Consider the following 17,522-nt stretch of genomic DNA (forward strand, 5'->3'; position numbering starts at 1 on the left):
AGGTTTTAATGATGAAAAAGATGAAACTGTTTTTTTGTGCGATAGCGTTGATGCTTGTTGCGCCCTCGTTTGCGGCGATTGACACGATTGCTGTGGATGTGGGAATTTCTGTGTTCCAGACGATGCCGATTGGTATTGTGCCTTTTGAAGAAGACGGAAAAATCAAGTGGACAAGCGAAGCTCCGCATTTGATTTTGGCACGAGATGCAAATCTTTCTGGGCGCTTTGAAGCGGTTGCTTCGGACAAGTTTGACTTGGTGCTTTTTAGCAAGAAGCGCGCTCGCCAGTATGTGACCGGCAATGCAACGAAGCTCTCGAACGGAAAAATCAAGCTCGATTGCTTTTTGTATGCCGCCGAAACGAAGGATTTGTTGCTTGGCGAAAGCTATACTGTAAAGCCTTATGACGTGCGTCAGGCGGTGCATTCTTTCTTTGACAAGGTTGTTTATCGCTTGTTTGGGGAACGCGGTATTGCTACGACAAAGCTTGCTTACGTTTCGAAAATCGATGGCGTGAAGCAGGTGGTGATTTCGGATTACGATGGTTTTTCCCGTCGCCAAATTACGCGTGATTCTTCGATCAACATCATGCCTGTTTGGCAAAAAGGCAATAAGGGACTTGTGTATGTGAACTTCCGCAAGCAGCGCCCGAACCTTTATGCGATTACTTTTGGCGGCAAGGAAACTCCGCTCTTTACGCAATACAAGCAGACGTTTAGTCCGGCTGTGAACCCGAAGACAGGAGAACTCCTTTTCTCGGTGACGGAAGGTGCCAAAACTGAAATTTATCGTGGCGATATCAAGACGGGTTCCGCTCAGAAATTCTTGCATTTGCAATCCAATCAGGTAAGCCCCTCTTGGAGCCCTTTTGCTAGTGAAGTGCTGTTTACGAGCGATCGTGGCGGTTCTCCGCAGGTGTATGCTGTTGGTAAAGATGGTTCAGACGTAAGGCGCATTACGTACATGGGCCATTACAATGAACGTGCGAGTTGGTCTCCGGAAGGTGACCGCATTGTCTATACATCAATGGACGATGGCAAAATGAATATTTATACGTGTGCTCTTGATGGAACGGATATTATCCAGTTGACATCGAATGCCGGGAATAACGAACATCCGTCTTGGTCGCCAGATGGTAAGCTGATTGCGTTTGCCAGTGACCGCGGTGGCAATTATCAAATTTATATTATGCGTAAAGACGGCAGCGGCGTGACTCGCATTACGAATGGTAACGAGAATACTTCGCCTACATGGTCTTGGTTCTTTGATGAGAAAAAGTAAAAAGAGGAGTGTTAATTATGGGTAAGTTTTTTAAAGTCGCTTTGATGGTAACTGCTGTTGCCTTATTTGCATGGGGCTGCAGCAAGGAAAAACCGGAGACGGATCCTCAACCGAAAACGGCCGAAGCCCCTGTGGATTCCTCGCTGAATCTTGACGCGCTTATTGCGGATACGCTGAGTGCTGATTCGTTGGCTCGCTTGGAAGCGGAACGCCTCGAAGCTGAACGAGCTCACTTGGAAGAAATGATCAACCGCATTATGGATGAAGATGTGTATTTTGATTATGACCGCTCCGACTTGACGGAAAATGCGAAGCGTTTGCTTGCTCAAGTGGCGGAAATATTGGTCAATGAAACTCGTTTTATTGTGACGGTTGAAGGGCATACGGATGCTCGCGGCACCGAAGATTACAACATCTCGTTGGGCGCTCGTCGTTCGACTGTTGTGAGGGATTTCTTGATTGCGTATGGCGTGGATGGCAATAGGCTTATGTCGGTAAGTTATGGAAAAGAACGTCCGAAAGTTCTGGGTTCCGATGAATCCGCTTATTCCAAAAACCGTAGAGCCCATTTCCGCGTATCTATTGCAAATATTGAATAGGGGGTGAATCATGAATTTGAAAGCGATTTCTTTAGGTGTTTTTTTTGCATCGTTTATGCTTTCGGGATGTAGCAGTATTACGATACTGCGAACAAAAGAAATGAAAGCTGTTGGCGATGAAATCATGGTCAAGAATGATTCTGCTTATAAGGCTCTTTCGGCAGAGAATGATTCGCTTCGAGTGCAGCTGGATAGCGTAAAGTCTCAATTGGATGCGGCTGCGGTGGCGCAGAAACGCTTGCAGGCCGAAGTGACTCTCCTTTCGAAACGCATGAGCGAAGAAACTGTTCGCCGCGATACTCGCCAAGAAGAGATTATTTATCGCTTGGATTTGCTCCTTGGCAAGTCTGACAAGATTTTGGCGAAGAAGGTTGTGGTGAACAATGGCGCAGCTAGCGCTGTCATGGAATCCGATGCGGATGCCGCAAAAATGGTAGAAGCGGAGACGATGTTCAATGCCGCTCATTCGGATTACCATCGCGGTGAATACAAGTTGGCGTACAACGGCTTTAAGCAGGTTTATGAACTTGTAAAGAAAGGCGAAATGGCCGAAGGTGCTCTTTACTGGATGTCGCTTTGCTTGATCGAAGCGAATCAGGCCGCAAAGGCAAAAACGCTTTTGACGAATCTCGTCGATTCGAACCCGCAAGGGTTGAAGGCTTGCGCCGGAATGTTCAAACTGGCGTCACTTTACGGCAAGGAATGCGATTTGGAACGCCAGAAGCACTACTTGCAGAAAATTATTTCGAGCAATACTTGCGCTTCGACGCCGGAACTGGAACAGGCTGCCTTGCAATTGCAGTCGATGCTTGATTTTAGGTCTACAGACGGGCGCTCGGCAGAACAAGTTTGCCGCGAACAGATGCGGTAAATACAAGAAATGATGGACCCTTCGACCCTTTGGGTCTCAGGGTGACGAGGTGAAAAAAAAAGCCGGCTTGATGAAGCCGGCTTTTTGTGTAATTGCTTGGACCCTATCAGAGTTGCTTTGCGGCTCCCTCCAGGGGGACATTGAACGTTATTCGTCGCGGGCGTCGGGGTTGAAGCGCTTGACGGTGGCGCCGATCTTTGCCATCTTGGCTTCGAAATCTTCGTAGCCACGGTCCAGGTGGTAAATGCGGCTGATGGTCGTTTCACCTTCGGCAATGAGGCCTGCGAGAACGAGCGCTGCGCTTGCACGAAGATCAGAACCCATGATGTCGGCACCTTCGAGCGGGAGGCCGCCCTTGATTGTTGCTGTGTTGCCGTTCAGCTGGATAGAAGCGCCTAAGCGTTCAAGTTCGGCGACGTGCTTGAAGCGGTCGTTATAAACGGTATCTTGCACGAGGCTGTTTCCTGGAATGGAAAGAAGCGTTGCCATGAACGGAGCTTGCATATCTGTCGGGAAGCCAGGGAATGGGAGCGTCATGAGGCTCATGGGCTTGAGTTCTTGCTGACGGGCATCGACTTCGGCCCAGTCGGGGCCGACATTCACTTTGCAACCGATTTCGCGGAAGGCATCGAGCGTTGATGCGATGTGTTCTGGAATGATGTGCGTGACTTTCACGCGGCCGCGCGTAATGGCGGCGGCACAGAGGAACGTGCCTGCTTCAATGCGGTCCGGAATGGTGACGCCTGTGCCCGGGCGCAGCGATTCAACGCCCTGGACGGTGAGGGTGCGCGTTCCGCGGCCCTGAATTTTGGCGCCCATGTTGGTAAGAAAGTCGATGAGGTTGTCGATTTCGGGTTCAAGGGCTGCATTTTGCAAGACGCTTACGCCTTTTGCAAGTGTTGCCGCCATCAGGACGTTGACTGTTGCACCGACGCTAGAAATCGGGAAGTTGAAGTTGCCGCCGGGGAGTCTGCCTTCGCATGTGGCTTCGACGTAACCGTGCGTGACGGTAATCTTTGCGCCGAGAGCTTCGAGACCTTTGAGGTGAAGGTCAACGGGACGCGGGCCCCAGGCACATCCGCCAGGGAGCGAAACGCGGCAACGTCCGAAACGGGCAACGAGCGGACCGAGCACATAGAAGCTGGCGCGCATGGTTTTCACGAGTTCATACGGGGCTTCCAAATGGTCTACGCCGCGAGTGTCGATTTTTAGAGTATGGCTTCCTCCGTTGATGTGGCAACCGATAACGCGGAGCACATCGGACATGGTCTTCATGTCTTTCAAGTGCGGAACGTTCGCGATTTCAGAAACGCCATCGGCGAGGAGCGCTGCGGCCATAACTGCGAGTACAGCGTTCTTTGCACCGGAAATTTCGACTTCACCATTGACAGGTGCTTTTACTTGCGGAACGATAAACTGATCCATATAAACTAAACCTCTTTATTAATCTCTTTGCTGTTCTTTTGTGCGATTGGGTCGTGGACAACGCGTGTTCTTGCGATATAATCGTGCAAAGCCCTCTTTTGCGGATCGATGAGGACAATGAGGTAGCCCAGACCATAAAAATACAAAGTCGCTTGCGTTACTATGCTAGCTATAAAGCGGAAAATCGAAAATGCCCACGAGAGTTTTTCTCCGTCAGCCATTTCTACATGAATGCGGAATAACTTTTTGCCCGGTGTTGCGCCCCAAACGGCGTGGAATACGATAAAGTAAGCCGCTTGGACGAAACTCCAAATCGTAAAGAACGTTTGCATTCCGGGGAGCTTGAGAGCATTGGAAACGATGTCTGATGATGCCGGGTCTTCGGTGAATTGCTTTACAATTTCGATAACGGCGTTTATGTCAATCAGCCCTGCAAGGCTCATGACATAAAGGAAAATGGCTCCGATTATAGATAGAATTATGTTGTCTATAATAAAGGCGTTCGCACGTACAAAAAAGCCTGCGAAGCGCTTGCGAGTCACCCTGCTTTGGAGTAAAGTCTCGATGGTCTGTTTTAGAAGTTCTTCTTCAGTGGGCTCTGGAACTTCGGTTGCTTCGGGATAGTCCTTCCAAGCTTTCCAATTTGTTTCACCGCTATGCCAAACAAGAGTTTCATCTTTTATTTTGCCTTCGTTGACAAAATTCCTGATTTCGTCGATAGAGAAAGGGCCTTGACGCCTGTCCCCGTCGGTGATTGAAGTGTCGATATAAAACCATTTCATGTTGTGGAATAATTTAGTAAAAAGTTCGCAAGCCGAAATTTTGAAAAAATTGTAAATTTAGGGGTTATGATGATGTTTAAAATTGGTCAGCGTTACGTTAGCCAAGCCGAGCCCACCCTGGGACTTGGCATTGTTTCCGAAGTCCAGGGACGTACTGTCAAGATTTTGTTCCCTTCTATCGGTCAAGCTCGAATTTACAGAACCGAAGAAGCTCCTATTGAACGTTTTGTGTTGCAAGTGGGTGAGACTGTCAAGAGCGAAAAGGGTGCCTCTTTTGTGGTGGACTCTGTTCGTGAAGATTCGGGAATCATGGTTTATGTCGGGCGAAACGGCAAGGAGATGAAGGAATCCGAGCTGAGTTCGAAACTTTCGACGGCTCGACCGGCTGTGCTGTTCAAGGCTTTGTCCGATGACGAAGTTTGCTCGTCGCGTGATTTTTTGCGTCATGAAGATGCGATGGAAATGTATTACAAGTGGACATCGTCGCCAGTTCGCGGCATGATTGGCCCACGTGTGAACATGATCCCGCACCAGTATTACCTTTGCTATCGTGCATGCTCTAGCTCGACGCTCCCGAGGCTCATGCTTTCTGATGAAGTGGGCTTGGGTAAGACGATTGAAGCGGGCATGATTTGGCATGCGCTCAAGTCTCGTGGCCGTATTCAGCGTACGCTTGTGATTGTTCCGGAAACGCTAAAGCACCAGTGGATGATTGAAATGAAGCGTCGTTTCAACCAGCTCTTTACACTTGTGGACGAAGGTTATATTCGCGGCTTGTTTGTCGGTGTTGCGAAAGATGAGACGAAGCCGAACCCGTTCATGCAGAGTAACGACATCATCGTTTCCATTGACTTTTTGATGGCGCAACCGGCGTTGATTGAAGACCTCTTGAAGACGAACTGGGACATGACCATCATCGACGAAGCTCACCATCTGGTGTGCGAGGATGGTTTCACGAGTCACGAGTATATGCTTGCGAACCGAGTGATTGCACGTTCGAAGGGCGTGTTGCTTTTGACGGGAACGCCGTTGCAGTTGCATCCGGAATCGCAGTTCAACCGCCTCAAGATGCTCGACCCGGTGCGCTTTGCGGACTACAACGATTTTATCAAGGACCAAGAAACTTATCTCAAGCTTGTGAGAGATTTGAGCAAGCTCCCGACGGATCCGAGCCATCACATGAGCTGGGACGATTTGTACGAATGCGTTCCGAAAAACTCGATGATTCGTCCGTGGTTGGAACAGGAAAATTCAAAGGCGATGACGGCTGGCGAATGGATGCGCCGCATTGTCGATGGCATGGGCACGGGTTCTGTGGTGTTCCGCAATACGCGTAAGGGCGTGGGCGGATTCCCGAAGCGTGTGCTCGATGAAATCCCGCTGGAACCGAATCCGGCTTATCGTGAAATGGTGGAAGTGGCTGCGGATCGCGACCTCGAAGCATCGACGGACATTCAAGAGAACGGCCTCCTCTGCACGCGGTTCTCTGATGCTTGGCATATGGATGAACGCTTTGAATGGCTCAAGGGATTCCTCAAGGAATACAAGAACGAAAAGGTCTTGTTGATTTGCGAATCGATTCAGGTGGTGCAGGCGCTTGAAACTTTGCTCGTTGAATTCTTGGGTCCTGGTGCGTTTGTGATGTTCCATGAAGATATGAGCATCATGGCGCGCGACAAGGCTGCCGCAAACTTTAGCAAGCCCGATGGCGCCAACTTGCTCATCGCATCTGAAATTGGTTCGGAAGGCCGTAACTTCCAGTTCTCGCATCACTTGGTCTTGTTTGACTTGCCGCTTGATGCTGCACTTGTAGAACAACGTATTGGCCGCTTGGACCGCATTGGTCAGGATAAGGACATCATCATCCACGTGCCGTACGTGAAGGGCTCTGGTCAGGAAGTGATGTTCCGCTGGTACAATGAAGGTTTGAATTCGTTCGGTGCACCTCTCATGAGCGGTGGCGAACTTTTCCTCAAGTACACGGAAGCTTTGATTGAGGCTCTTGCAACTCCGCAGGCAAGCCTTGAAAACTTTGTGAAGAACGTGATTCCGCAAGTCAAGAAAGATTGCGAACTCATGCGCAAGAATATTGAAAACGGTCGTGACCGCTTGCTGGAATTTAACTCCCGCAATCCCGAAAAGGCAAAGGAAATTACGGACGAAATTCGCGAACTTGATGCGGAACCGGAACTCAAGAATCTTGTGTTCGATTCTTTGATGAACCGCGGGCTCGATGTCGAGAAGAGTTCTGTGCCGGGATGCTTCCTTATTACGATGGGACCGCAAGTTGAAGCGGGCTCCGTGCCGGGCATGCCGGAACTTGCTTCTGGCGTGTATAGCGCTGGAGGTGGCCGCGTGAATAGCCAAACGGATTTGTGTGGCGAAGGTGGCGGCGATTCGGAAGGCGATGGCCGTACGAATGGTGGCACTTGCATGACGGTCACGTTCGATCGTGAAGTGGCAATGACGCATGACGATATTGAATTTATCAGCTTGGATCATCCGCTTGCTCAAGGTGTGTTCGATTACGAAACCGGCATGGGACGCGGAACGGTCGCTTGTGCTATTTGGCCGAATTCCGGAAAGCGCGGGCTCATGATGCAGTATAATTTTGCTGTGGAACTCCCGGTGTCCGAAGAATGGGGCTGTGCCGATATCGCAGGACCTAAGTACTTCAAGGTGCTCTTGGATGCAAAGGGTGAAAATCAATCCGGATGTTTTGAAGCGCTTGCGAATGCGGCTCTCAAGGATGTGGGTATGCCGCAGGGCAATGCTGCTGTCGATATGATAATCCGTTACTTTGCTAAAGATGGACTAGCGAAGGCTCGCTTGATTGTTTCTGAACAAGCTAAAAAGTATGCTGAAGAAGCGGCGAATGCCGTGGAAGCGCGTTCGGAACAGGAATACCAGCGCATGAACCATTTGCTTTCGATGCGTGGCAAGGCGGGTACGAGTGAAGCTCTTAAGCAGCTCCGCAAGAACGTGCAAGAACGCAAGAAAATTGTGGCAAATCCGCAACTCCGTTTGGATGCCATCCGCTTGGTGGTGTGCAAGTAGGGGTTGATCTTAGAACTTAGAACTTAGAGCTTAGAACTTAGATAATTTGGATTTTCTAAGTTCTACCAACTAAGTTCTGCCAACTGCGGCGAAGCCGCGAAAAGATTATGAGTGAATTAAGAAAGAACATTTTAGATGAAGCTCGCCGCGTGGTGGTGAAAATTGGATCTCGCATTCTCGTGGATTCTGAGCGTGGTGGCGTTCGTACGCGTTACATCCAGAAGCTCGCGGATTCCGTGGCGCGCTTGATGGATGCCGGCAAGGAAGTGGTCATTGTCACGAGTGGTGCTGTGGGCACAGGCATGGCTGAACTTGGCTATGCACAAAAGCCGACTGTGCTTGCCGAAAAGCAGGCTTGTGCTGCCGTGGGCCAGATTGACCTCATGTATGCTTATCGCGAAATGTTCCGCTGGGTGCAACTCTCCGTCGGTCAGATTCTTTTGTCTGCAGAAGACTTCCGCGACCGTGCACGTTACAAGAATTTACAGAACACCATCAAGGCAATGCTTGCTCGCAAGATTGTTCCGATTATTAACGAGAACGACTCCTTGGCTGTTGCCGAAATCAAGGTGGGCGATAATGACAAGCTTTCGAGCGATGTGGCGCTGTTCTTGGATGCTGATTTGCTCTTGATTTTTACGGATGAAGATGGCTTGTTCGATGACAATCCGAAGAAGAACCCGAATGCGCGCTTGTTGAATTTTGTTCCTGAAATTACGCCTGCGATTCTCGCACTCGCTGGAAAGCCGGGCGAAGCTGGGTCCGCCGTGAGTACGGGCGGTATGCGTAGCAAGCTGGAAGCCATTCGCAATGTGACGAAGAGCGGTGCCAATGCGTTCCTCGCAAATGGCATGAAGGTGCTCCCGCATCAGGTGTTCTTTGAAAATGCAAATGGTACTTTGTTCGCAGGCTCCAAGAAAAAGCTCAATAGCCGTCAGCGCTGGCTGAGCTTTATCACAACTCCGCGTGGAAGCGTGATTGTCGATGAAGGCGGCGTGAAGGCCTTGCGTGAAAATCATTCGAGCTTGTTGCCGGTTGGCGTGATTGCTGTACAGAAGCATTTCGACAAGGGCGACTTGATTGAAGTCCAGGACGAAAAGAAGAATCCTGTGGCTCGCGGTGTTGCTGGTTTTGATAGCGAAACGCTCAAGCTTGTGCTCCGCAAAAAGACTGCTCAGGTGCATGAAATCTTGGGCAAGAATGTTCCTGATGAACTTATCCACAAGAACGACTTGGTTGTATTCTAATTAGGTGACTTTAGACCGCTTTAGACAAAAGGATCAAACGTATGGCTGAAGATCAGAATGTCGAAGAACTGGCCGAAGAATCGGCGGAACTCCCGAAAGTTGAAAGTAGGGAAGACCTGGCTCGCATTATACAGGCGCTTGTGTTTGCGTCTCCGGATGTCGTGACGCTTAAGAAGCTTCGCGAAATTCTTGGCGATTTTTTGGATGCTCGTTCTGTGGCGGATGCGCTCATTACCGCGAACGATTCTTTGAACAAGATTCAGTCTCCGTTTGAAATTGTGGAACAGGCGGGCGGTTACCGCTTTAGAACACGTGCAAAGTATTATCCGTGGGTGCGTAAGCTCTTCCCGGAAGCAAATGCCCGCAGGCTCAGCCAGGCGGCTCTTGAAACGCTTGCCGTGATTGCGTACCAGCAGCCGATTACGAAGGCTGCCATTGAACAAGTGCGTGGCGTTTCGTCTGCGGATGGTCCGATCCGTAACTTGCTCGACAAAGGTTTTATTACTTTGGGCGCAAGAGCAGAAACGGTCGGTAACCCCTATACTTACGTGACTACGCAGGAATTTTTGAAATACTTTGGTATCAATCGCATTCCTGAAGACTTGCCGCGCTTGCGCGAATTCAGTGAACTTTTGGAAGCGGGCGCTTTGGTGCCGCAGTACTCCAAACCTGATAACGCTCCGGAAGAACCGACTCCGCTCGAAGAATCGACTGACCAGATTGAATTGTCTATGGGAGATGCTTAATGGCCGTTACTCCGTTGATGCAGCAATATTACGAAATCAAGAAAGAAAATCCTGGCTGCATTTTGTTTTTCCGCATGGGCGACTTCTTTGAACTTTTTGAAGATGACGCTGTAATCGCCTCGAAAATTTTAGGTTTAACGCTCACGAGCCGCAATAACGGCGCCTCCGGTGCAACGCCTTTGTGCGGGTTCCCGCACCACGCTGCCGAACGCTATGTGCCAAAGATGGTGGCTGCCGGCTACCGCATCGCCATTTGCGAACAGGTCGAAGACCCGAAACTCGCGAAGGGCATTGTCAAGCGCGACATTGTTGAAATCATCAGCGCCGGCACGGCGATGAACGAAGAAAACCTCAATGCAAAAGAGGCGAATTACCTTTGCGCTTATGTGCCTGCGACAAGCGATGACGGCAAGGGCGGAAACGGCGATGTTGCAGCGTTTGCGATTGCAGATGTGACGACGGGTTACTTGGCCACGTGCCGCAGCAGTGTGCAGGCTTTTGAATGCGAATTCAGCCGCCGCATGCCCAAGGAAATTGTGATTCCCGAAGGGACGACAATCCCCTCGGCGATTATGGATTTGATCAAGGCCGAAAACGTCTTGGTCACTGAACTCCCGGCGATTTTGTTTGCAGAAGACCAGGCAAAGGATGTGCTGTTTACGCACTTCAAGGTTGAAGCGCTTGATGGCCTTGGCTTGGATGGTCGTGTTTTTGAAACGTCTGTGACGGGCGCTTTGCTCCAGTATTTGATCAACCAGAAAAAGTCTGAACTGTCGCACTTTACGACGCTTGAGATTTTGAATCTGGACGATTACATGACGCTCGACCCGAGTACGCTACGCAATTTGGAATTGGTGCGTCCGCTGAATGCTGACGATTATTCCAGCACGCTTTGCTCGGTGCTCGATTTTACGGTGACGGCAATGGGTGGGCGAACGCTCAAGGACTGGGTGAGCCATCCGTTGATTGCTGTGGACCGCATCCGCGAACGTCAAGAAGCGGTGGGCGAGCTTGTCCAGAATCCCGTGGCGCTTGACGAACTTAAGGAATCCTTGACGTCGATTCTCGATATGGAACGCTTGATGGGCCGTGTGGGTAGCGGTCGTGCCAATGCCCGTGACCTCGCGGGAATGGGGCGTTCTCTCTCGCAGGCATCGAAAGTCGCTGACGTTTTGGAAGGCTTGCATGCGCCGCTTTTTGAAGGCTTGCGTGAAACGTTGAATGCGGCAAAGGGCCGTGGCGAAGATTTGCTCAAGTACTTCAATGATGACTTGCCGATGACCGTGCGCGAAGGCGGAATGATTCGCCCGGGCGCCAGTGCGGAACTTGATGCCATGAACGAGGACATCAAGGAGCGCCGCGAATGGATTGCTTCTTTGGAAGGTCGTGAACGCGAACGCCTCGGCATCCCGAGTCTCAAGGTCGGTTACAACCGCGTGTTCGGTTACTACATCGAAATCACGAAGGCGCAGATGGCAAAGGCCACGCAGCCGATTCCTGACGAGTATATCCGCAAACAGACGACGGTAAACGGCGAACGCTATATCACGCCGGAGATGAAGGAATGCGAATCCGTTATCAGCAATGCCGAAGTCAACATCCATGCGCTGGAATACAAGATTTTTTGTGAACTTCGCGAACGCGTGAACAGCTGGCGCGCCGAACTCCAGGGCATTGCCGATGCGATTGCCCGTGTGGATAGTTTGTACAGTTTTGCCCGCGCGGCACGCAAGTACAATTACGTTTGCCCGGAAGTTTTTGAAGGAACGGGTATTGAAATTCGCGGCGGTTTCCATCCGGTGATTGTCGCGGTGAACCCCGATTTGAATTTTGTCCCGAATGATGTGACGCTCTCGCCGGACGGTACGCGACTGATGCTCATTACGGGCCCGAACATGGCCGGTAAATCGACGTATTTGCGCCAGACGGGACTTATTGTGCTTATGGCGCAGATTGGCTGCTTTGTGCCTGCTGAAAGTGCGCGCATTGGCGTGGTGGACCGCATCTTTACGCGTGTGGGCGCAAGCGACCGCTTGAGTCGTGGCCTCAGTACGTTCATGGTCGAGATGATCGAAACGGCGAACATCCTCCGCAATGCGACGCCGCATAGCCTTGTGCTGCTCGATGAAATTGGTCGCGGTACGAGTACGTTTGACGGCCTCTCGATTGCATGGGCGATTGTCGAAACGCTCCACAGCGAGCCTGCCCGCATGGCGCTTACGCTGTTTGCAACGCACTATCACGAATTGACGGGGCTTGTGGAATCGCTGGAACACGCTGGCAATTTCCAGGTCGCCGTGCAGGAAAAGGGCGATAAGCTTACGTTCTTGCACAAGATTCTCGAAGGCGCTTGCGATTCGAGCTATGGCATTCATGTGGCTGAGATGGCGGGGCTGCCACCTAACGTGGTGCGCCGAGCTCGCAAGATTTTGCTCCGTTTGGAAAAGCAGAAGATTGACCCCAGCGACGAGGCGCAAAACAAGAAAATCAAGGCGCAGCCGCAGATGGACTTGTTTGCACCGCCAGACGAAAACACGCTCTTGCTCAAGGATGAAATCCGCAGGCTCAAGCCCGAGGAAATGACTCCGATGCAAGCGCTACAAAGATTAATGGACCTGAAGGAAAATTACGGGAAATAGAAAGTGGCTAGTAAACAGTGGTTAGTAAGCAGGAATGTAAAAGGAACGTTCTTATTGCATTCCTAACCACCAACCACTAATCACTAACCACTTTTGATTTAATTCCTAACCACTAATCACCAACCACTAACCACTAAACAATGATCGATTTCGCGGCTTTAATGAACTTTGCTTTTGAGAATCGGCTCTACGAGTCCGAGGTTCATGGCATTGAGCATTGGCATCAGGTGGAATATAACGGAATGCTGCTTGCCCAAAAGACGGGAGCCGACATTGACGTGGTGAGGTTGTTTGCAATTTTCCATGATTCGCAGCGCTTGGATGATGCGTACGACCGTGAGCATGGCGCACGTGGCGCGGAATTTGCAAAGCGTTGTCGCGAAGAAAAACTCTTTGAACTGGACGACGAGCGCTTTGGCTGGCTTTATGATGCTTGCTGCCTCCACACAATCCAACCGCGCACGGGAATTGTGACGGTAGATACCTGCTTTGATGCGGACCGTCTGGATTTGGGGCGTGTCGGATTTCCGCTGAATCCAGAGAAAATGGCGACCGACTGGGGCGCAAAAATAGCCCAAATGTCATTGACATCGGGCTTTTCTGTTTTTCACATGCGCGAGTGGATCCGCACATTGGTGTTGTAATCCGTCATCCTCGAACGAAGTGAGGGGATTCATACAGTTTTATTTACGGATATTTTACTCCGCAATCGCCTGGAACGTGCAGCTGATTTCGACAGCGACGTTCTTCGGGAGCGCCGAAACGCCAACAGCGGTGCGGGCGTGTTTGCCGTTCTCACCGAGAATTTGCACAGCAAGTTCGCTGGCGCCATTCAGCACAATCGGCTGGTCGTGGAAATCGCTTGCGGACTGCACAAATCCCTGAATTTGCACAAGTCGGAGCGTTTCTCCATTCTTTAGCTGCGTGAGGGCGGCCGCAATGTTGTTCAAGAAGCAAATTTGTGCCGCTTCCTTTGCCTTTTCGACAGAAATTTGGTTCGGAACAACGCCCGTAAAAGCAGAAAAATCGCCCTTCACAGACGGTAACTGCCCAGAAACAATAATCGTATCGCCAAAGCGCGTTGCTGGAACATAAGCGGCAACCGGTGCGGGGCAGGCGGGGAGCGTGAGGCCCAATTCTTGGAATTTAGAGACAATTTGACTCATGTAATCTCCTTGTTTTGCGCCATTAATATACAATAATTGAGGGGCTTTTGGGGCGTTCAGGACCCGCTATTTAAATCGCGCGCATGTTTTTGCGTATGGGTATATTCTAAGGCTATTAGTAGCGTTTATAAAAAAGAGATGCCCCGTCGAGGCGGGGCATGACACAGATGCTTGGCGGGTTTCTTGAACTATAACTGGATCCTTCGTCCCTTGGGGACTCAGGATGACATTCTAAGTTCTAAGCTCTAAGTTCTGCCAACTGCGGCTTAGCCGCGTCACTTCTTTTCGACTAATTCCGTGGCGAGTTTCTTCATTCCGTTGAAGTCCCACTTGCCGCTGCCGAGCTTCGGGATTGCTTCGACGCAGAATACGGAACCCGGCTGCATGAGCGGCGGGATGCCCGATTTGCGCAAACTTCTCGAAATTTCTTCGGTGTCGAGCGTTTCGTCGCCCTTGACGAGGAGCACGATGCGTTCGCCCTTGACGGAATCCGGAACGGCGGTGATTGCAAATTCGTGTTCGCCCAGAATGCCCGTTTCGGCAATGCGGAGTTCCACGGCGGTAAGCGAAATCATTTCGCCGCCGAGCTTTGCGAAGCGGCTGTAGCGACCGAGAATTTGTATGAACCCGTCCTTGGTGATGGTGCACTTGTCGCCGGTCTTGTACCAACGGCGTCCATCGATTTCGAGGATGACGTTTTCGGTCTTGGCTTCGTCCTTGAGGTACCCCTTCATGACTTGCGGGCCCGTGACCACGAGCATGCCTTCTTCGCCCTGCGGTAAGAATTCGTTCGTTTCGGGGTTGATGATAGCGGCAACCGTTCCCGGAGGCGGGAGGCCTATGCTGGAATTGTCGCAGCACTTTTCCATCGTCAAGAAGTCGTCGAGTAACACGTTCGGGGCGTTAATGGAGGCGAGCGGCGTAAGTTCTGTGCAGCCGTAACCTTCGTAAACATCTTTACCGAATTTGAGCTTGAATGTTTCGCGCATTTCGGGGCGGAGTTTTTCTGCGCCGGCGACGATGTAGCGGAGCGAATCGAGGCACATCGGGTGGACCCAGCGGTTGATGGCGATAGCGCGGAGGAACGTTGGCGTACCCATGAGGATGGTCGTCTTGTACTGGGCGCACACACGGGCAAGAGTCTTGATGTCGGTCGGGTCTGGGCAGAGCACCATCGGCACACCGTCCAAGAGCGGCATCATGAATGTCAATGTGAAGCCGAACGAGTGGAACAGCGGGAGAAGTGCTGTCATAACGTCGGTACGGCAAAGCTTGACGATGTAATCGCATTGCTGGGCGTTGGCTATAATGTTCTTGTGCGTGAGTTCCACGCCTTTGGGAGTGCCTTCCGAGCCGGAACTGAACAGGATCACGGCGTCGTCATCGAGCTTTGCCGAAGAATTGAACCACAGCCAGCGAAGCAGTTTTGCCGGACTGATGGATACAAAGTAAGCACAAATGAGTCGGCTGAATGTTGAAATCTTTGCTTCTTCTTCGTCCAAGAAAATCATCTTGCATTTATCTGCAAGCAACTTGAAGTCTGGGTTTTTGCCGCAGAGCTTTTCAAAGAAGGCGCGTGTCGTGACGATTGCCGTAAGTTCGGCCTTGTCGATGCATCCGATGAGCGTGTCTACCGGAGCCGTGTAGTTCAAGTTGACCGTCGTCTTGCCGGTGCCAAGAATGGACATAATACCAAGGGCGGCGTCGCGGCTTGTCGGGAGCATGAAGCCTACGTTCTGGTCGTTCTTGGCGATGGACTTGATCTTCTTGCCGAAGTGGTGGCAGAGGCGGATCATGTCGTAACCGGTCACGTGGTTGCCGGCGGGGTCAATCAAAATCGGGCGGGAGCGGCGCTTGAGCATGGCACGGAACCAAAGCGGAACGATGGTTGCCGAATGGTCCATGGCGATATTCCAAATGTCGGCGCCTAAATGCTGGATTTCCTTGCGGATTTCTTCGTCGGTTGTGGTGGCGGGCATGGCCTTGCCAAAGCCCACGCTGATGGTGCGGTTGAAGTACTGCGGGCGGTTCACGCTTTCAGATGCGTTACTGTAACGGCTGCCCCAAAGACCTTGGATGTAGAACGGTACAATTTGTGCGTCGGTGCCTTCGATTGCCTTGGAGTAATCGAGCGAGAACTTGGAGATGAACGGGGCCTTGGAAACTTCGCCTTCGGGGAAAATCACGACGGCTTCGCCATTCAGGAGCGCTTCGTGGATTTTTTCCATGGCTTCGCTGGGGTCGCGGCGGTTGATATCGATGACTGATTTGCCATGGGCGAACCAGCGCAAGTACCAATCTGCAAAAGTGTTTCTGTTGCTTGCGGTGAGGAGCGGGCGGGGGCTTGCCATCTGGAGTACGGCCCAGTCAATAAAGCTGTAGTGCGGGCCAACCAAAAGGAGCGGACCTGATTCTGGCATGTTCTGTAAGCCATGCACTTTCACTTTGTAGCGGAACACGAACGAGAATGCAAAGCGGAGTCCTGCGCGAAGGAGCGTCATCGGGGTGCGCTTGAGCGTGAACACGAACGTGAGGGCGAGAATCACGGCGAGGAAGAACATCTGCTTGTGGAGGCTCAGTTCCGTCATGAGGAAGAGGATGACCTGGAAACCAAGCAAGATGAACAAGAAGCTCATCTGGATCATGAACGAGACGGCGTGGATTCGGCCTGAAGTGTCGGGGCGCGTGACTTCCTGGATGACGGTGCGGAGAACGACGAATGCGGAACCGGCCCAGAAGGCGATGAACGCATAGAGGAACGCAAGAACGTACTGGTTGTTGATGAACGGCGTCACGACCATCGTAATGGAGGAGGCTATGGCGGCAAGCGGGATAAGGCCTGTTTCAACAAAGTTCTTGGAGGACTTGGCAGCGCTGATAGCTCCTGCAACGTAACCGATACCCGTAAAGATGAACGTCCATTGGAATAGCGTTGAGCTCTGCGTGCCTGTCATGTTCTGTGAAATCATGATGAGAAACTGCGTCACGCTCCAGAATGCGGCAATGCCAAGCATCGAAAGCTTGAGCATCGGGTTCGACCACGTGGAAGAAAAATTGCGCATGGGGGAGCGGAGCTTTACAAAGCGGTTCGGTTTGCTCACGCGAATGCAGAAAGACGAAATGGCGGCGATGATGCTTACGCCCGAAAGAATAAAGGGTAAGAGCGTGTAGCTGATGCTGGAATTGTCGGTCGGACTGTAATCGAAGGTTAGGAACGATATTACGGTTATGCCAAAAGCCATGAATATCAGGTGTTTCGCATTGATTCTGACGAGGTCGTTTCCATCGGTGATTTCTTTCATGAGGCCAATCTTTGCAGGATTGAAAATCGCAAGGAAAACGCCGTACAGGAACAAGAGTGCAAACGCTCCAAAGTCAAGCTTGTCGCCAAAGAAGAACGCTATCATTAAAACGGAAACCGCCATGCCGATGGAGGTCCAGCCCATGACTTTGCTTTTGGAAAAACGCCCAGCGAAGTAGCTTGCCACATGCATCATGACAATGCTTGGCGAGAACATGGCGAACTGGAGCAGCAGACTTAACCAAAAGAATCGCGTTCCTTCGGAGTTGAATGTTATCCAGCGTTGAAAATGAATGAATAACCCCAATTGCATGAATGAACTAAAAAAGACTGCAATATAATAGGGGAGTTCGCCTGGGCGCTTGGTATGTTTCATATCGCTTTAATAAAAAGTTAAGAAAAATGTTGG

Annotated in this window: 12 protein-coding genes; 8 read left to right on the top strand and 4 right to left on the bottom strand. The window is 51.1% G+C overall.

What is annotated here, in order from left to right; translation table 11 throughout:
* Positions 1-20 precede the first annotated feature (20 nt).
* From HUF13_RS05795 to HUF13_RS05805, 3 genes are read left to right on the top strand one after another with little or no spacing between them, the layout of a single operon-like run.
* Positions 21-1,280, top strand: coding sequence for a translocation protein TolB (locus HUF13_RS05795; RefSeq protein ID WP_304038863.1), 1,260 nt, complete (start codon positions 21-23; stop codon positions 1,278-1,280).
* Positions 1,281-1,297: 17 nt separating this feature from the next.
* Positions 1,298-1,879 carry an OmpA family protein gene (locus HUF13_RS05800; protein WP_173474240.1) on the top strand — a complete coding sequence of 194 codons (582 nt, stop codon included), beginning with the start codon at positions 1,298-1,300 and terminating at the stop codon, positions 1,877-1,879.
* A 10-nt stretch (positions 1,880-1,889) separates the two neighbouring features.
* A complete protein-coding gene (locus HUF13_RS05805; protein ID WP_173474241.1) occupies positions 1,890-2,750 on the top strand; it encodes a tol-pal system YbgF family protein in 861 nt (286 codons plus the stop codon).
* Between the two features lie 147 nt (positions 2,751-2,897).
* On the opposite strand, the gene murA is transcribed toward HUF13_RS05805, so the two are convergent.
* Both murA and HUF13_RS05815 read right to left on the bottom strand, forming a co-directional pair.
* A complete protein-coding gene (gene murA, locus HUF13_RS05810; protein ID WP_173474242.1) occupies positions 2,898-4,175 on the bottom strand; it encodes a UDP-N-acetylglucosamine 1-carboxyvinyltransferase in 1,278 nt (425 codons plus the stop codon).
* A gap of 5 nt (positions 4,176-4,180) precedes the next feature.
* Positions 4,181-4,957 (bottom strand): RDD family protein, encoded by a 777-nt coding sequence (locus HUF13_RS05815; RefSeq protein WP_173474243.1) that lies wholly within the window; start codon positions 4,955-4,957, stop codon positions 4,181-4,183.
* A gap of 66 nt (positions 4,958-5,023) precedes the next feature.
* Between HUF13_RS05815 and rapA the strand changes: the two genes are divergently transcribed.
* From rapA to HUF13_RS05840, 5 genes are all read left to right on the top strand, one after another.
* Positions 5,024-8,014 carry an RNA polymerase-associated protein RapA gene (gene rapA, locus HUF13_RS05820; protein ID WP_173474244.1) on the top strand — a complete coding sequence of 997 codons (2,991 nt, stop codon included), beginning with the start codon at positions 5,024-5,026 and terminating at the stop codon, positions 8,012-8,014.
* 107 nt (positions 8,015-8,121) lie between these two features.
* On the top strand, positions 8,122-9,261 hold the full coding sequence (proB, locus tag HUF13_RS05825) for a glutamate 5-kinase (RefSeq protein ID WP_173474245.1): 1,140 nt from the start codon (positions 8,122-8,124) through the stop codon (positions 9,259-9,261).
* Between the two features lie 41 nt (positions 9,262-9,302).
* Positions 9,303-10,007 (top strand): SMC-Scp complex subunit ScpB, encoded by a 705-nt coding sequence (scpB, locus tag HUF13_RS05830; protein WP_012820032.1) that lies wholly within the window; start codon positions 9,303-9,305, stop codon positions 10,005-10,007.
* Complete coding sequence (mutS, locus tag HUF13_RS05835) at positions 10,007-12,646, top strand: DNA mismatch repair protein MutS (RefSeq protein ID WP_173474246.1); 2,640 nt, start codon at positions 10,007-10,009, stop codon at positions 12,644-12,646. The genes scpB and mutS overlap by 1 nt, the downstream gene beginning before the upstream one ends.
* 161 nt (positions 12,647-12,807) lie before the next feature.
* A complete protein-coding gene (locus HUF13_RS05840; protein ID WP_290922767.1) occupies positions 12,808-13,290 on the top strand; it encodes a hypothetical protein in 483 nt (160 codons plus the stop codon).
* Between the two features lie 54 nt (positions 13,291-13,344).
* On the opposite strand, the gene HUF13_RS05845 is transcribed toward HUF13_RS05840, so the two are convergent.
* Positions 13,345-13,812, bottom strand: coding sequence for a RidA family protein (locus HUF13_RS05845; protein ID WP_173474248.1), 468 nt, complete (start codon positions 13,810-13,812; stop codon positions 13,345-13,347).
* 275 nt (positions 13,813-14,087) lie between these two features.
* Positions 14,088-17,489, bottom strand: coding sequence for an MFS transporter (locus tag HUF13_RS05850; RefSeq protein WP_173474249.1), 3,402 nt, complete (start codon positions 17,487-17,489; stop codon positions 14,088-14,090).
* Positions 17,490-17,522: the final 33 nt, after the last annotated feature.

The sequence above is a fragment of the Fibrobacter succinogenes genome (assembly GCF_902779965.1).
GTDB classification, from domain to species: Bacteria; Fibrobacterota; Fibrobacteria; order Fibrobacterales; family Fibrobacteraceae; genus Fibrobacter; species Fibrobacter succinogenes_F.

What these genes read in the sequence shown, in the direction of transcription:
- HUF13_RS05795 (WP_304038863.1), top strand. Translation starts at nt 21, where the DNA reads ATGAAACTGTTTTTTTGTGCGATAGCGTTGATGCTTGTTGCGCCCTCG.
- HUF13_RS05800 (WP_173474240.1), top strand. Translation starts at nt 1,298, where the DNA reads ATGGGTAAGTTTTTTAAAGTCGCTTTGATGGTAACTGCTGTTGCCTTA.
- HUF13_RS05805 (WP_173474241.1), top strand. Translation starts at nt 1,890, where the DNA reads ATGAATTTGAAAGCGATTTCTTTAGGTGTTTTTTTTGCATCGTTTATG.
- murA (WP_173474242.1), bottom strand. Translation starts at nt 4,175, where the DNA reads ATGGATCAGTTTATCGTTCCGCAAGTAAAAGCACCTGTCAATGGTGAA.
- HUF13_RS05815 (WP_173474243.1), bottom strand. Translation starts at nt 4,957, where the DNA reads ATGAAATGGTTTTATATCGACACTTCAATCACCGACGGGGACAGGCGT.
- rapA (WP_173474244.1), top strand. Translation starts at nt 5,024, where the DNA reads ATGATGATGTTTAAAATTGGTCAGCGTTACGTTAGCCAAGCCGAGCCC.
- proB (WP_173474245.1), top strand. Translation starts at nt 8,122, where the DNA reads ATGAGTGAATTAAGAAAGAACATTTTAGATGAAGCTCGCCGCGTGGTG.
- scpB (WP_012820032.1), top strand. Translation starts at nt 9,303, where the DNA reads ATGGCTGAAGATCAGAATGTCGAAGAACTGGCCGAAGAATCGGCGGAA.
- mutS (WP_173474246.1), top strand. Translation starts at nt 10,007, where the DNA reads ATGGCCGTTACTCCGTTGATGCAGCAATATTACGAAATCAAGAAAGAA.
- HUF13_RS05840 (WP_290922767.1), top strand. Translation starts at nt 12,808, where the DNA reads ATGAACTTTGCTTTTGAGAATCGGCTCTACGAGTCCGAGGTTCATGGC.
- HUF13_RS05845 (WP_173474248.1), bottom strand. Translation starts at nt 13,812, where the DNA reads ATGAGTCAAATTGTCTCTAAATTCCAAGAATTGGGCCTCACGCTCCCC.
- HUF13_RS05850 (WP_173474249.1), bottom strand. Translation starts at nt 17,489, where the DNA reads ATGAAACATACCAAGCGCCCAGGCGAACTCCCCTATTATATTGCAGTC.